General features: G+C 71.0%; 10 protein-coding genes. 5 read left to right on the top strand and 5 right to left on the bottom strand.

Annotation, left to right across the window (positions count from 1 at the left end):
* Positions 1–110 precede the first annotated feature (110 nt).
* From KHP12_RS32430 to KHP12_RS32440, 3 genes are all read left to right on the top strand, one after another.
* A complete protein-coding gene (locus KHP12_RS32430; protein ID WP_037960218.1) occupies positions 111–296 on the top strand; it encodes an SPOR domain-containing protein in 186 nt (61 codons plus the stop codon).
* 87 nt (positions 297–383) lie between these two features.
* The gene (locus KHP12_RS32435; protein WP_244203100.1) at positions 384–872 is read left to right on the top strand and encodes a (deoxy)nucleoside triphosphate pyrophosphohydrolase; all 489 of its coding nucleotides are present in this window, start codon (positions 384–386) and stop codon (positions 870–872) included.
* A gap of 222 nt (positions 873–1,094) precedes the next feature.
* Positions 1,095–3,824: a SpoIIE family protein phosphatase gene (locus KHP12_RS32440; RefSeq protein ID WP_211833980.1), complete on the top strand. Its 2,730-nt coding sequence runs from the start codon at positions 1,095–1,097 to the stop codon at positions 3,822–3,824.
* A gap of 545 nt (positions 3,825–4,369) precedes the next feature.
* On the opposite strand, the gene KHP12_RS32445 is transcribed toward KHP12_RS32440, so the two are convergent.
* The 4 genes from KHP12_RS32445 to KHP12_RS32460 all read right to left on the bottom strand — a co-directional run bounded on the left by KHP12_RS32445 (position 4,370) and on the right by KHP12_RS32460 (position 8,320).
* Positions 4,370–5,140, bottom strand: a complete 771-nt coding sequence (locus tag KHP12_RS32445; RefSeq protein WP_211833981.1) for a succinate dehydrogenase/fumarate reductase iron-sulfur subunit — start codon at positions 5,138–5,140, stop codon at positions 4,370–4,372.
* Positions 5,137–7,092, bottom strand: coding sequence for a fumarate reductase/succinate dehydrogenase flavoprotein subunit (locus KHP12_RS32450; protein ID WP_211833982.1), 1,956 nt, complete (start codon positions 7,090–7,092; stop codon positions 5,137–5,139). The genes KHP12_RS32445 and KHP12_RS32450 overlap by 4 nt, the downstream gene beginning before the upstream one ends.
* Before the next feature lie 16 nt (positions 7,093–7,108).
* Positions 7,109–7,960, bottom strand: coding sequence for a succinate dehydrogenase subunit SdhC (gene sdhC, locus KHP12_RS32455; protein WP_211833983.1), 852 nt, complete (start codon positions 7,958–7,960; stop codon positions 7,109–7,111).
* A 75-nt stretch (positions 7,961–8,035) separates the two neighbouring features.
* On the bottom strand, positions 8,036–8,320 hold the full coding sequence (locus KHP12_RS32460; RefSeq protein WP_020868672.1) for an Rv0250c family protein: 285 nt from the start codon (positions 8,318–8,320) through the stop codon (positions 8,036–8,038).
* 307 nt (positions 8,321–8,627) lie between these two features.
* Here KHP12_RS32460 and KHP12_RS32465 point away from each other — a divergent pair, with 307 nt between their 5' ends.
* Entirely contained in the window at positions 8,628–10,796 is a 2,169-nt protein-coding gene (locus KHP12_RS32465; protein ID WP_211833984.1) for an ABC transporter family substrate-binding protein, read from the top strand.
* A gap of 430 nt (positions 10,797–11,226) precedes the next feature.
* Positions 11,227–13,122, top strand: a complete 1,896-nt coding sequence (typA, locus tag KHP12_RS32470; protein ID WP_210609799.1) for a translational GTPase TypA — start codon at positions 11,227–11,229, stop codon at positions 13,120–13,122.
* Between the two features lie 108 nt (positions 13,123–13,230).
* Here typA and KHP12_RS32475 read toward each other — a convergent pair whose 3' ends face one another.
* Positions 13,231–16,038, bottom strand: coding sequence for an AfsR/SARP family transcriptional regulator (locus KHP12_RS32475; RefSeq protein ID WP_086879993.1), 2,808 nt, complete (start codon positions 16,036–16,038; stop codon positions 13,231–13,233).
* Positions 16,039–16,076: the final 38 nt, after the last annotated feature.

Below are 16,076 nucleotides of genomic sequence, written 5' to 3' on the forward strand. Positions count from 1 at the left end.
ATCCGCTGCGTGAAGGTAGGGCGTAGGCTCGGGCATATGCGGAACGGGATTTCCTTAACGGTGTCGCGGGGTCGTGCGCCCGGGCGCGCCACAGCGGAGGGGGCGGGGAGATGAGTGACGGGAACGCTGTGCTGCCCTGGCTCGTGATCCGCCAGGACAACAACGGCAACCGCTACCGCGTCGGGCGCTACGCCACCAGGACGGAGGCCCAGGAGGTGGCCGACCGCCTGGAGGGTGAGGGCCAGGAGCAGCTGTACGTGGTCGAGCGGACCGCTGCGTCCCGTCAGTCCGGTTAGCCCGAGTCCGGTCGGCCTCTTTCTGAGCCCCGGGGCGCTCCCGCCCCGGGGCTCCGGTGTGCTTCCGCGCAGGCTAGGGTGCGGATCATGAGCGTGCGTGTGGTGGTGGGCGGAGCGGTGTTCGACCGGGGACGGCTGCTGGCCGCGCGGCGCAGCGCCCCGCCCGAGCTCGCGGGCCGCTGGGAGCTGCCCGGCGGCAAGACCGAGCCCGGGGAGACCCCGCGGGCCGCGCTCGTCCGCGAACTGCGCGAGGAGCTCGGGGTCGAGGTCGAGCCGCTCGAACCGCTGCCGGGGGAGTGGCCCCTCAAGCCCGGCTATGTGCTGCGGGTATGGACCGCGGCCCTGCGCTCCGGTGAGCCGCGTCCGCTCCAGGACCACGACGAACTGCGCTGGCTCCCCCCGGACCGGGTGGACGAGGTGGACTGGCTGGACGAGGACCGCCCCGCGGTGGCGGAGGCCGTCCGCCGCCTGCGCGCGGGCGATGCCGGGACGTCAGGCGCCGGGTCGGCCGATGCCGGAGCGTCAGGCGCCGGGTCGGCCGAGCCCGCCGAGGGGACCCGTCCACGCACTTCCTGAGAACGTCCCGGGCGGGAAAATCCATGGGGTTCGAGCCGCCTCCGTCTGGTTAGGAGTGAGGGGGAGCGCTGATCATGAGCGCTTCACCAAAAGCCGGGACGGACTCTGATGGCGGGCTGAGATAGTGCTGTGATCGTGAAGACCGTACTCGGGATGGCCGAAGTGCTGGATACTCGGCTATCTGAAGCCGGTCGGAGCACCTGAGCCGGAGGGGACGGGCGCATGAGCGAGAAGCCAGCGGGAGCTGATATGCCCGAGGAGACGGTGGGTTCGCAGGTGTCGCCGATGTCACAGGGGTCCTCGATGTCGGACATGTCGTCCATGTCCTCGATGTCGGCAGTGTGGCAGAGCAGTCCTCCCGGCTCGATCTATGACTACATCCGGGTCGCCTCCTTCGCGCTCGGGCCCGACGGCCGGATCGCGCAGTGGAGCGAACGGGCCGGGGAATTGCTGGGGCTGACGGCGAACCAGGCCATCGGCAGGGATCCGGTGGAGGCGTTCGTACCGCCGGAGTACCAGGAGACGGGCCAGCGCGCGGTGGCCGACATCCTCGACGGCCGGGAGTGGACCGGGCTGGTCCCCTACCGTAACCCCCGGACGCCGAGCGGGCATGGCATCGCCGAGGTCTATGTGATGCCCGCTCAGGACGAGCACGGGAAGCGGGCCGCGCTCTGTATCGCGGTGGACGTCAGCGCGTTGCGCGGGCTGGAAACTGATCTTGCTTCGTCACAGGCCGTTTTCGGTCAATCTCCGCTCGGCTTCTTCCTCTTCGGGACCGATCTGCGGATCCTCCGCGTCAATGAGCGCTTTGCCAAGGTTTTCGGTCGCCCCACCGAGGAGTACCGCGGTACGACCCCGCACGATCTGCTGCCGCGCGGCGAGGCCGACCGGCTGGCCGCCGCGCTGCGCCAGGTCCTGGACACCGGCCAGTCGCTGACCGATATGCCCATCGTGGGCCAGGCGCCGGGCAGCCCCGACCGCCGCCGCTGGTCGGTCTCGCTCTACCGGCTGCACAGCGGCTCCGGCCGCCCCATCGGCGTCGCCGGGCTCGCCACGGATGTCACCGGCCGCCGCCGCGCCGAACAGGAGGCCGCGGGCGTACGGCGCAATCTGGCGCTGCTGAACGAGGCCGGGGCCCGAATAGGCACCTCGCTCGACCTGGAGACCACCGCCCGCGAGCTGCTGGACGTGGCCGTACCGCAGTTCTGCGACCTGGCCTCGGTCGACCTCTACCAGGGGCTGCTCTCCGGCGACGAGACCCCGCCCGGGCTCGCCGACGGCAGCGCCGAGCTGCGCCGCGTCGCCTTCGCCAGCGCGGTCTCCGACGGCCCGGTCGCCTACGGCGACATCTGCCGCGTCAACACGGTGGAGGACCCCAAGCCCATCCAGGTCGGCGAGGTGCACCGCTACCCCTTCAACTCGCTGTGCGCCCACGCCCTGCGCACCGCCCAGGTCCGCGTCGTCCCCGGGCGGGACGGCAGCGAGGCCCTGGAGCTCGGGGCCATGCTCCAGTCCACCCTCGTGGTGCCGATGGTCGCGCGGGACACCGTCGTCGGTCTGGCCCAGTTCTCCCGCACCAAGGGCAGCGAGCCGTTCGGCGAACGGGACCGCGCGCTCGCCGTCGAGCTGGCCGCCCGCGCCGCCGTGAGCATCGACAACGCCCGGCTGTACCGCAGGGAACATGAACGCGCGCTGATACTCCAGCGCAGCCTGCTCCCGCCCGGTGACCCGGAGGCCGCCGGGCTCGATATCGCCTGCCGCTATCTGCCGGGGAACGCGGCGACCGAGGTGGGCGGCGACTGGTTCGACGTGATCGAGCTGCCCGGGCACCGCACCGCGCTGGTCGTCGGCGACGTGATGGGGCGGGGGCTGCGCGCCGCCGTGGCCATGGGCGAGCTGCGCACCGCCGTACGCACCCTCGCCCTGCTCGACCTGGAGCCCGCCGAGGTGCTCTCCGCGCTGGACGAGATCGCCCGGGGCCTCGGCACACCGGGCGGCTCGCACGCCGGCGCGCGGCCCGGCTCGCGCGCCCTCGTGCGCGACGGCAAGGCCGCGGAGGACTCCTCCGATCTGACCGAGGTCTACCTCGCCACCTGCGTCTACGCCGTCTACGACCCGGTCACCCGGCGCTGCACGTTCGCCAACGCCGGGCATCCGCCCCCCGTCCTCGTGGAGCCGGGCGAGGACGCCCTGCTGATGGAGGTCCCGCCCGGATTGCCGCTCGGCGTGGGCGGCGAGCCGTTCGAGGAGATCGAGGTCGAGCTACCCGACGGCGCGCTGCTGGCCCTCTACACCGACGGTCTGGTCGAGTCCCGCGACCACACCCTCGACGAGGGGCTCCACGCCCTGCGCGCGGCCCTCAACACCCCGGACGGCGCCGACGGCGGGAACGCCGCGGCCGGATCGGCCGGATCGGCCGGATCGGCCGGATCCCTCGAGGACGTCTGCGACCACGTCCTGAGCACCCTCGACACCCACCACGGCGAGGACGACATCGCCCTGCTGATGGCCCGGGTGCAGGGTCTGTCGGCCGAGTCGGTCGGCGACTGGCGCCTCCCCAGCGCCCCGCAGTCCGTGGGCCGGGCCCGCGAACTGGCCCGGGAGCAGCTGGAGTCCTGGGGCCTGGACGAGCTGGTGGACACCACCGAGCTGCTGGTCAGTGAGCTGGTGACCAATGCCCTGCGGTACGGCGAGGGCGAGATCCGGCTACGGCTGCTGCTGGACCGCACGCTGGTGTGCGAGGTCTGGGACGGCGGTCTGGTGCAGCCCCGGCGGCGGCGCGCCCGGGACACGGACGAGGGTGGGCGCGGGCTCCAGTTGGTCGGGCTGCTCAGTGCGGGCTGGGGCAGCCGCAGGACCCCGCTCGGCAAGACCGTCTGGTTCGAGCTGGCCCTTCCGGACGGCCAGGCCTCGGGGCCGGACTCGGTGGAGGCGCTGCTCAGCCTGTGGTGACGGGTCGCGGCCGGTTACGGCAGTGGGCCCCCGCCGGCAGTGGGCCCCCGCCGGCAGTGGGCCCCCGCCGGCAGTGGGCCCCCGCCGGTGGTGGGCCCACCGGTGGTGGCGGGCCCGTGACACGATCCGCGGGGAGCGCTGCTGCTCCCGGCGGATCTTTCCCCACCCCGCCCCTTCCCGAACTGGGGCTCCGCCCCAGACCCCGCTCCTCAAGCGCCGGAGGGGCTGGATGGCGGGGCTTCGCCCCAGGCCCCGCTGCTCAAGCGCCGGAGGGGCTGGATGGCGGGGCTTCGCCCCAGGCCCCGCTGCTCAAGCGCCGGAGGGGCTGGATGGCGGGGCTTCGCCCCTGACCCCGCTGCTCAAGCGCCGGAGGGGCTGGATGGCGGGGCTTCGCCCCAGGCCCCGCTGCTCAAGCTTCCCCAGCTACCGCTGGGAGGTGCCCCCTGGAGGGGCTGGAAGGTGGGGCTTCGCCCCTGACCTCCGGGGTCTGGGGCGGAGCCCCGGTTTCGGGAAGGGGCGGGGTGGGGAGCAGCCCGCCGCAGGCGTCACTCCCCCCGGCGCCGGATCTTGTTGCCGAGCCAGACCAGCGGATCGTACTTACGGTCCGCCGCCCGCTCCTTCAGCGGGATCAGCGCATTGTCGGTGATCTTGATCTGCTCGGGGCAGACCTCCGTACAGCACTTGGTGATGTTGCAGTAGCCCAGCCCGTGCTCCTCCTGGGCGGTGCTCTTGCGGTCAAGACCGGTCTCGGCCGCCGCGTCCAGCGGATGCATGTCCAGCTCCGCGACCCGCATCAGGAACCGCGGCCCGGCGAACGCCTCCTTGTTCTCCTCGAAGTCCCGCACCACATGGCAGGTGTCCTGGCACAGGAAGCACTCGATGCACTTGCGGAACTCCTGGGACCGGCCCACGTCCTCCTGCCACATCCGGTACTCGCCCGGACCCAGCCCCTTCGGGGGCACGAAGGACGGCACCTCACGGGCCTTGGCGTAGTTGAACGACACATCCGTCACCAGGTCCCGCACCACCGGGAAGGCCCGCAGCGGGGTGATGGTGATCGTCTCGTTCCGTTCGAACACCGACATCCGGGTCATGCACAGCAGCCGGGGCCGGCCGTTGACCTCGGCGCTGCACGAACCGCATTTGCCCGCCTTGCAGTTCCAGCGGACCGCCAGGTCGGGGGCCTGGGTGGCTTGCAGCCGGTGGACGATGTCGAGCACGACCTCGCCGTCGTTGACCTCGACGTGGAAGTCCTTCAGACCGCCGCCGTCCTGGTCGCCCCGCCACACCCGGAAGTGGGCCTCGTACGCACTCACTGGGTCAGCTCCTCGTCCGTCAGGTACTTCACCAGCTCGTCCTTCTCGAACAGGTTCAGCAGGTCGGGCCGGATGGGCGGCATCTCACGCCGCTCGAGCCGGATCTGGCCGTGCCCGGTGTCGGGGGCCGCAAGACCGCCCGAGGGGTCGGAGAGCCGGCAGACCAGATTGAGCCGCCGCCATTCGCGGTCCATCTCCGGGCAGTCGTCGCGGGTGTGCCCGCCGCGGCTCTCGGTCCGCTCCAGCGCGGCGCGCGCCACGCACTCGCTGACCAGCAGCATGTTCCGCAGATCGATCGCCAGGTGCCAGCCGGGGTTGAACTGCCGGTGGCCCTCGACCCCGGCGCGGCGCGCCCGGATCCGCAGACTGGCCAGCCGGTGCAGCGCCTCCTCCATCTCCTCGGCCTTGCGGATGATTCCCACCAGGTCGTTCATCGACTGCTGGAGCTCCTGGTGGAGGGTGTACGGGTTCTCCGGCGGCCCGGCCGGGCCCGCGGTCTCGTCCGGCTCACCGGCCTCGGCGCTGAACGGGCGCAGCGCCTCGGCCGCCGCCAGGTCCAGCTGCGCCTCGTCCGGCACCGGACGGGTGCCCGAGTCCGCGATCTCCTGGGCGTAGCGGGCCGCGTGGAGCCCGGCGCGGCGCCCGAAGACCAGTAGGTCGGAGAGGGAGTTGCCGCCGAGCCGGTTGGAGCCGTGCATTCCGCCCGCGACCTCGCCCGCGGCGAAGAGACCGGGCACGCCGGTGGCGGCCGCGGTGTCCGGGTCGACGTCCACCCCGCCCATCACGTAGTGACAGGTGGGGCCCACCTCCATGGGCTCGGCGGTGATGTCGACGTCCGCGAGCTCCTTGAACTGGTGGTGCATCGAGGGCAGCCGCCGCTTGATGACCTCGGGGGGCATCCGGGTGGAGACGTCGAGGAAGACCCCGCCGTGCGGGGAGCCCCGGCCCGCCTTCACCTCGGCGTTGATGGCGCGGGCCACCTCGTCGCGGGGGAGCAGCTCGGGCGGGCGGCGGTTGTGGTCCGGGTCCTCGTACCAGCGGTCGGCCTCGTCCTCGGACTGGGCGTACTTCTCCTTGAAGACGTCCGGGATGTAGTCGAACATGAACCGCTTGCCCTCGCTGTTGCGCAGCACCCCGCCGTCGCCGCGCACCGACTCGGTGACCAGGATCCCCTTCACCGAGGGCGGCCAGACCATACCGGTCGGGTGGAACTGCACGAACTCCATGTTGATCAGCGGGGCGCCCGCGAGCAGCGCCAGCGAGTGGCCGTCGCCGGTGTACTCCCAGGAGTTGGAGGTCACCTTGAAGGACTTGCCGATACCGCCGGTGGCCAGCACCACGGCCGGGGCCTCCAGGGCGAAGAATCGGCCCGATTCGCGCTCGTAGCCGAAGACCCCGGCGACCCGGTCGCCGTCCTTGACGATCCGGGTGACCGTGCACTCCTGGAAGATCTTCAGCCGGGACTCGTAGTCGCCGGTGGCGGCCTTGTCCTCCTGCTGGAGGGAGACGATCTTCTGCTGGAGGGTGCGGATCAGCTCCAGGCCGGTGCGGTCCCCGACATGGGCGAGGCGGGGGTACTCATGGCCGCCGAAGTTCCGCTGGGAGATCTTGCCCTCCGGGGTGCGGTCGAAGAGCGCGCCCCAGGTCTCCAGCTCCCAGACCCGATCCGGGGCCTCCTGGGCGTGCAGCTCGGCCATCCGCCAGTGGTTGAGGAACTTGCCCCCGCGCATGGTGTCGCGGAAGTGCACCTGCCAGTTGTCGCGCTCGTTGACGTTGCCCATGCTGGCGGCGATGCCGCCCTCGGCCATCACCGTATGGGCCTTGCCGAACAGCGACTTGCAGATGACGGCGCAGCGCATGCCCTGCTCGCGGGCCTCGATCGCGGCACGCAGCCCGGCGCCGCCCGCGCCGATCACGACCACGTCCCACGCCTGCCGCTCGACTTGCGTCATCGGATGAGCACCTCTCCTAGAAAAAGCGGGGATCGTCGAAGGCGCCGCTCGCCACCAGATAGACATAGAAGTCCGCGACGGCGACGCTGATGAGAGAGGCCCAGGCCAGCTGCATATGGCGTGCGTTGAGCCCGCTCACCCAGCCCCAGAGCCGATAGCGCACCGGATGCCGGGAGAAGTGCTTCAGCCGGCCGCCGACGATATGGCGGCAGGAGTGGCAGGAGAGGGTGTACGCCCAGATCAGCACGATATTGGCGAGCAGCACCAGGGTGCCCAGGCCCATATGGCCCCAGCGGCCGTGCTCGTCCCGGAAGCCGAGCACGGTGTCATAGGTGAGGATCCCCGCGACGATCACCGCGAAGTAGAAGAAGTAGCGGTGGATGTTCTGAAGGATCAGCGGGAAGCGGGTCTCGCCGGTGTACTTGGCGCGCGGCTCGGCGACCGCGCAGGCGGGCGGCGAGGCCCAGAAGCCCCGGTAATACGCCTTGCGGTAGTAGTAGCAGGTGAGCCGGAACCCGAGCGGGAAGATCAGGATCAGCAGCGCCGGGGACAGGCCCCACCACGCGCCGAAGATCTCCCAGTTGGCGCCGCCCTTCATGGGCACGCAGTTCTGGGCGACGCAGGGCGAGTAGAAGGGGGAGACGTACGGCTCGGCGTAGTAGTCGTCCCCCGCGAAGGCCCGCCAGGTCGAGTAGACGATGAACGCGAACAGTCCGGCGGCGGTGATGGCGGGGGAGAGCCACCAGCGGTCGCTGCGCAGATGGCGGCCGGGGATGGCGGCGCGCGAGGCGCTGTGCACGCCGTGCGGGGCCGTTCCGGAGCCTGCGGGTGCGGACGTGGTGGCTTGGGGGTCGGTGCCTGTGGCCAAGGGGAACTCCGCGGTGGAGTGGTATGGGGGGACGGTGGGGATGCGCCCCGTGACGGGAGGCGCTCCGGCCCGTCCCTAGGGCGCGTGGCGATCTCGTGCGCCGAGGCCCTCGTCGTCGACGTCCGACCACAGCGCACTGTCGTACGGGGCGTCGGGGACCGGAACCATCTCGGGGCGTGATCGCTCCACGGGAGCCGTCTCGCGCAGCAGGGCGAGGCTCTCGCGCAGGTGGTCCGCGTCGGTGCGGACCCGGCGTATCTCCAGCCCGCCGGCGCCCACCCGCTGCTCCAGCCGGGAGACGGAACGGACCAGGTCATCGAGACAGCGCTGGACGGCCGTCAAGTCGTCGTTCAAGGACATGACTTGCCCTCACTTCCGCGGTTGCGGTTGGCGACGCTCATGCGACAGCGAGTGTTACGCGCCACGGTCCTGGTTGTGAAGGGATCTGTCGGGATTGGCGCCGTCACCGGCGGGATTCCGCCGCCGCGCGCCGGAGTGCGCGCCCGCCGCATTGATCCGGGCGGGTGATCCTTTCCCCTCATGGCCGTCTCCATGGCCCTCTCGGCGTGCTGTCCCATGAACCGTCGCTTTGAGTGAGGAGTATATGCGATCAGCGTCACACTATGCCAAATGCGCATATATCCGTCACCCTGCGGAGGTACGAGCCATGCCGATCACCAGGAGCCGCCGCACCATGCTGCTCGCCGCGGGAGTGATGCTGCCGCTGCCCGTACTGACCGGTTGCAGTTCGGACGACGACGGCCCGCCGCCGCGCGCCGCCTGGGACATCGCCTCCGCACCCCGCTCCGGGACCGCCGGCACCGGCACCCTGCGCTGGGCCCTGGACGCCACGCCCACCACGCTCAACGCCTTCCAGAAGACCGCGGACACGGGAACCCAGCGGATCGCGGGCGCCGTGCTGCCCTCCCTCTACACCCTCGACGCCCGCGGCCGCCCCCAGCGCAACGGCGACTATCTGACGTCCGCCGACGTCACCTCGACCGATCCCAAGCAGGTCGTGGTCTTCAAGCTCAACCCCAAGGCGGTGTGGAGCGACGGGCGCCCGATCGGCGCGGAGGACTTCCAGGCCCAGTGGAAGGCGCTGCGCGGCACCGACGACACGTACGGGACGGCGCGCAACGACGGATACGACCGGATCGCCAAGGTCGAACCGGGGGACAAGGAGCACGAGGTCAAGGTCACCTTCGCCAAGCCGTACACCGATTGGCGCTCGCTGTTCACGCCGCTGTACCCGAAGAGCGTGATGGGCAACCCGGCGGTCTTCACGGCGGCGGCGAGCAAGGGGCTCGCGGTCGGCGCCGGGCCCTTCATGGTCCGCGAGGTCACGGACTCCGAGGTCACCCTCGTCCGCAACCCCCGCTGGTGGGGCGACCGGGCGCGGCTGAGCCGGATGGTCTTCGAGGCGGTCCCGGCCGAGAAGCGGGCCGAGGCGCTGATCGCCGGGCGGCTGGACCTGGCCGAGGTGGACCGGACCACCGCCCGGCGCATCCAGGCCACCGCCCCGGGCAAGCAGGCCGCGGGCGCCGGGCGGGGCTCCTCCTCCGCCTCGGGCAAGGCGGGTGCGCCGGAGGCGTCCACCGGCGGCCGGGAGGCGTCCGCTGGTGGCCGGGAGGCGGCGGAGACGACGCGTACGGGGGCGGGGCCCACCGGGAACGGGGCGGCGCGGGAGGAGGCGGAAGCCCGGGCAGGGGCCACCGGCGACACCGACAAGAACCGGGCGCGGACCCGGGCGCTGAGCAGGTTCACCCTGCGCAAGGCCCTGGACCCCGGCTACACCCAGCTCGCCCTGAACGGCACCAAGGGCCCGCTCGCCGATGAGCGGGTGCGCCGCGCGGTGGCCCGCGCGATCGACCGGAAGGCCCTGGCGAAGCTGGTGCTCAAGCCGGTGGGGTTGCCGTCCGAGCCGCTCGGCAACCATCTGCTGATGGCGGGCCAGCCGGGCTACAAGGACCACAGCGGCGCCCTCGGCGACCCGGACACCAACGCCGCGCAGTCGCTGCTCGCCGACGCGGGCTGGCGGGCGGGCGGCACCGGCCGGCAGAAGGCGCTGGACGGCAAGACGGACGACCGGGGCAGGAGGCAGAGCGCCCCGACCGCCACCGAGAGCCCTACGAATCCCGCCACCGAGAGCTCCACGAGTCCCGCCACCGAGGGCTCCACGAACGAGAGCTCCACGAGTCCCGCCACCGAGAGCGCCTCCGGCGCCGTGTCCTTCACTGCCTCCGGCGCCCCGCCCGCGGCCGGTGACGCCGGGCGGTCCGGACGGCTCCGGGAGACGGCGGTCGTACGGAAGAAGGGACGGCCGCTGGTGCTGCGCTTCGTCCTCCCCGACGACCAGACGGGCGCCCGGCTGGGCACGGTCGGCGAGCGCATCGCGCGAATGCTGGAGAAGATCGGCGTACGGACCGAGATCACCAAGGTCTCCGGCGAGAGCTACTTCCGGGACCACATCGCCACCGGCGACTACGACCTGGCCCTCTACTCCTGGCCCGCCTCCGCGTACCCGGCCACCGACGCCCGCCCCATCTACGCCAAGCCGCAGCCCGCGGCCGACGGCTCCCTGGTCGTCGAGCAGAACTACACCCGGGTGGGCACCGACCAGATCGACCAGCTCTTCGACCAGGCGCTCTCCGAGCTGGACGACGGCGCCTCGCGCTCGCTGGTCAGCCGGGCGGATGCGCGGATCTGGGCGGCGGCCGGATCGATTCCGCTCTATCAGCGGCCCCAGCTGGTCGCGATGCGCAAGGGTCTGGTCAACGCGGGCGCCTTCGGCTTCGCCACCCCGCGCTACCAGGACATCGGCTTCCGCCGCTAAGGGGTGTCCACCGGTCCGCAACGCCTGCGGCGGGCTACTCCCCTCCCCGCCCTTCCCCGAAACTGGGGCTCCGCCCCAGCCCCCGGCCCGGAACTCCATCCCTTCCCCCAGCATCGGTATGCGGCCCCGCCGCGTGGCAGGACGACGCCCCGGGTCCCGGGGTCCAGGGGCGGAGCCCCTGGTAGTGGGAAGGGGCGGGGAGGGGAAAGACCCGCCCGGAACCCTCCCCGTGGAGCCGCCGCCGAAGGCGGCTCCGGGCGGGGGACCGGCGCGGGGATGGGCCGCGAGATGGGGTGCGGGATGGGCTGCGGCATTCGTCCGCGTGCCGTCCCCGTACCATGGGGGTGAGGCCGAGGCGTGATCAGCCCGGCGGAAGGCGCGCCGCCCAAGGAGCGCGCCGCCACCCAACAACCGGGAGAAGCGCGCTTTCATGCCCACGCGCCACGACATTCGTAACGTCGCCATCGTCGCCCACGTCGACCATGGCAAGACGACCCTCGTCGACGCCATGCTCAAGCAGGCGGGCGCGTTCGCCGCCCACCAGCAGGTGGACGACCGGGTCATGGACTCCAACGACCTGGAGCGCGAGAAGGGCATCACCATTCTCGCGAAGAACACCGCCGTGAAGTACCACCCGGCGGACGGCGGCGACCCCGTCACCATCAACATCATCGACACCCCCGGCCACGCCGACTTCGGCGGTGAGGTCGAGCGCGGCCTGTCCATGGTCGACGCGGTGGTCCTGCTGGTGGACGCCTCCGAGGGGCCGCTGCCGCAGACCCGCTTCGTGCTGCGCAAGGCGCTCCAGGCCAAGCTGCCGGTGATCCTGTGCATCAACAAGACGGACCGCCCGGACTCCCGGATCGACGAGGTCGTCAACGAGGCGTACGACCTCTTCCTGGACCTGGACGCGACCGAGGAGCAGATCGAGTTCCCGATCGTCTACGCGTGCGCCCGTGACGGTGTGGCCTCGCTGACCAAGCCGGAGGACGGCACCGTCCCGGCCGACAGCGACAGCCTCCAGCCGTTCTTCTCCGCCCTGCTGGAGACCGTCCCGGCGCCGGAGTACGACGCGGCCGCGCCGCTCCAGGCCCATGTCACCAACCTGGACGCGGACAACTTCCTCGGCCGTATCGCCCTGCTCCGGGTCGAGCAGGGCGAGCTGAAGAAGGGGCAGACGGTCGCGTGGATCAAGCGCGACGGCACCATCTCCAACGTCCGGATCACCGAGCTGCTGATGACCGAGGCGCTCACCCGCAAGCCCGCCGAGGTGGCAGGCCCCGGTGACATCTGCGCGGTCGCGGGTATCCCGGACATCATGATCGGCGAGACCCTGGCCGACCCGGAGAACCCGATCGCGCTGCCGCTCATCACCGTCGACGAGCCCGCGATCTCGATGACCATCGGCACCAACACCTCCCCGCTGGTCGGCCGCGGCCCCGGCGGCAAGGGCGCCGACAAGTCCGCCGTGAAGGACCGCAAGGTCACCGCGCGGCTGGTCAAGGACCGGCTCGAGCGCGAGCTGATCGGTAACGTCTCGCTGCGCGTGCTGCCCACCGACCGCCCGGACGCCTGGGAGGTGCAGGGCCGCGGCGAGCTGGCGCTGGCGATCCTGGTGGAGACCATGCGCCGGGAGGGCTTCGAGCTCACCGTCGGCAAGCCGCAGGTGGTCACCCGGGAGGTGGACGGCAAGCTCCACGAGCCGATCGAGCGCATCACCATCGATGTGCCCGAGGAGCACATGGGCGCGGTCACCCAGCTCATGGGCACCCGCAAGGGCCGGATGGACAACATGTCCAACCACGGCTCCGGCTGGGTCCGCATGGAGTTCATCGTCCCCTCCCGCGGTCTGATCGGCTTCCGTACCGAGTTCCTGACCGCGACCCGCGGCACCGGTATCGCCCACTCCATCCACGAGGGCCACGAGCCGTGGTTCGGCGAGCTGAAGACCCGTAACAACGGCTCGCTGGTGGCCGACCGCTCGGGCGCGGTCACCGCCTTCGCGATGACCAACCTCCAGGAGCGCGGGGTGCTGTTCGTCTCGCCGGGCACCGAGGTGTACGAGGGCATGATCGTCGGCGAGAACTCCCGCTCCGACGACATGGACGTCAACATCACCAAGGAGAAGAAGCTCACCAACATGCGGTCCTCCACCGCGGATGTGACCGAGTCCCTGGTCCCGCCGCGGCTGCTCTCGCTCGAGCAGTCCCTGGAGTTCTGCCGCGACGACGAGTGCGTCGAGGTGACGCCGGAGACGGTGCGGATCCGCAAGGTGGTGCTGGACCAGAAGGAGCGCGCCCGCACCGCCGCCCGCGCCAAGCGCTGACGCGCCCGCACGCCCGCGCGCCGAGGGCTGACGCCCCGGGCTCCGGTCGTACGGTCCGCCACCCCTTCGGTAGGGGTGGCGGACCGCCTGCGCCCTCACCACCAGGGATCAAACGGTTTCCGCGTCAAGCGCGTTGAGTTGGAGCCGGACCCGTTGGGCCTCCTCGGAGCGGCCTTGCGCGCGGTACTTCTCCACGGCCTGCTGCCAGGCGTGGCGGGCTTCGATGTCCCGCCCCAGCGCGTGGTGGGTGTCGCCCAACCGGACCAGGGTGTCGGCTTCCTGATGGGCATTGCCTGTCTCGCGCCGGATGGTGAGGGCCTTGCGGTAGTGGTCGAGGGCTTGGTCATGGTTTCCGCTGTGGTGGGCGATATAGCCCAAGCTGTCCAGGGTGGCCGCCTCGCCGTGCCGGTCACCATGTCGGCGAAACAGCGTAAGCGCCTCCTCGCAGTGGCCGTGAGCTTGTGCGTACTGACTGAGCTGGGCGTGATACCAAGCCACCGCATTGAGCGCGTTGGCTTCCCAAACGGGATCCCTGAGGCTTCGCTGGAGGTCCAAGGCGCGTTCAGCGTGATCCAATGCCCTTTGATGGTCGCCCAGCTCCGACCAGACCCATCCGAGAGAATCGTGGGTGTGCGCCTGGCCGACGGCATCATCAGCCATCTCGAACAGGCTCAGTGCCCGCAGCAGATAGTGCCGGGCTTCACCGCTCTGACCCGCGAAGGCATGGGCATGGCCGAGGCGCCAGTGGGACAAGGACCGCGCGAGGGGCTGCCCCAGTTTCTCGGCGGCGTCGAACCCGTCCCGCCAGACGGACAGATGGTCGTCCAGGAGCCCGCGAAGGTAGTGGAAGGTGTCCATGGCCCACGCCAACTGCCAGGCCGGAGTGTTCCACCCCTTCTCCATCGTCAGTCGCTGGGCGGCGAGGAGGCATGGGTGTTCGGCGTCGAACCAGGCCAGTGCCGCCGTCGAGTCCTCCAACGGCTGCGGCCCGCAGTCGGCCGGCGGGCCGAGCTCGATCAGGTGGCGGTGTGGCCTCAGCAGATGGTCGGCGGTGCCCGCGGTGTGAAGGTAGAAGTCGATCAGGCGGCGCAGAGCGGTGTCCAGCGCTTCGGGGGAGAAATCCAGCTCCCCGCGTTCCATGGCATAGAGGCGGACCAGGTCGTGCATGTGGTAGCGGTCGGGAGGACCCTGTCGCACCAGATGCGCGGCTTCGATACTGCGCAGCAGAGCACGAGTACGGGGCACGGGTTGACCGATGAGGGCGGCGGCCGCCCGCAGACTGATATCCGGCCCGGGCGCCAATCCCAGCAAAGCGAAGACTTGGGCCGTCTCGGGGGCCAGCGCGCGGTATGAGGCGGCGAAGACCCCCCGGAGGTCGCCACTCACGTCGCCGGTGTCGAACACGTCCAGTTGGGCGGCGTCTTCACTGAGTTCGTCGGCGAGGACCGCGAGGGAGAAGTCGGGATGCGTGGCGGCGCGGGCGGCCAGGATGCCCAGCGCCAGTGGTAATCCCGCGCATCGCCGCACAAGAGCGGACACGGACTCGGGCTCGGCGGCGACCCGCTCCGCCCCGAGGCGGTGGTGGAGCAGCTCGCGGGCCTCGGCGTCCGAGAGAACGTCCAGGGCCAGCGGACGGGCGCCGTAAACGGTGGCCAGGCCGGTCAGCTGGTTGCGGCTGGTGATCAGGACAGCGCAGCTGGGGCTGCCGGGCAGAAGCGGGACGATCTGCGCGGCGTCGCGGGCATCATCCAGCAGGATGAGGAGGCGTTTGCCGGCGACCAGGGACCGGTACAGCCCGGCCTGGGAGTCAGGGTCGGAGGGAATGGCCTGCGGAGCGGTGCCGAGCGTCTCCAGGAAGCCACGCAGGGCCGTCGTCGGAGACAAGGGCTCAACGGCGGGGTCGAAGCCGCGGAGATTGACATACAGCTGCCCATCGGGAAACTCCTCGAGATGGCGGTGCGCCCAGTGCAACGCCAGCCAGGTCTTGCCGATGCCGCCGGTGCCTCCCAGGGTCGAGATCACCACCATCCGGTCGGCGTCGGCCCGCGAGGCCAGAATATGATCCAGCTCGTCCAGTTCACGGCTCCGGCCGGTGAACGGCGAAGGGGGCAGGGGAAGTTGCTGCGGTACCGGTAGCGCCGACATCGCCTGCGGAACGGAGGCCGAGTCGCTCAGCGCCGGATCGGCGACCAGCATCCGCTGGTGCAATCCGTGCAGTTCGGGACCGGGGTCGATGCCGAGCTGCTCGGCCAACCGCTTACGGGTGCTGTCGAAGCACTCCAGGGCCTCACCCTGGCGGCCGCATCGGTAAAGAACCTCCATCAGCTGGCCAACGAGACGCTCGTCCAGCGGATGAGCCGCTACCCACTCCCGCAGATCGGCCAAGAGAGCCTCGGAACGTCCGAGACGTATTTCGATGTCGTGGTACCGCAGCGACGCCGCGATGCGCTCCTCATCCAGCCGTGCGCGGGTGGCCTCAACCCAAGCGCCGGTCAACCCGGAGAGTGCGTTGTCCGTCCACAGCCCAAGCGACTCGCGCAGAAGGGCGGCCGCCCGCTCGTCGTCGGCGGCCGCGCGTGCATCCCTCTCCATGCGGCGGAAAAGGTGGAGATCAATCTGTTCCGGGGCGACCTCGAGCACATACCCCCCTCCCTGACGGGTCAGGTCGACGCCGCCGGTCTTGGAGCCCGGGGACTGTAGCGCGGCACGAATGCGGGTGATGTAGCTGTACAGCGTGGAGCGCACGGTACGCGGTGGTGCCTCGCCCCAGACGCGATCGATCAACTGATCGATGCCGACCACCCTCTGAGCTTCGACCAGAAGCACCGCCAGTACCGTACGTTGCCTCGCAGGACCGATGTCGATGCGACGACCTTCGACGGACGCTCCCACGGGGCCGAGTAAATGAAAGCGCATAGGCCACCCCACTCAGCGCAACTCACAGAGGCAGCGGG

Origin of the sequence: Streptomyces asiaticus (assembly GCF_018138715.1) — a bacterium.
In the GTDB taxonomy this organism is placed as follows: domain Bacteria; phylum Actinomycetota; class Actinomycetes; order Streptomycetales; family Streptomycetaceae; genus Streptomyces; species Streptomyces asiaticus.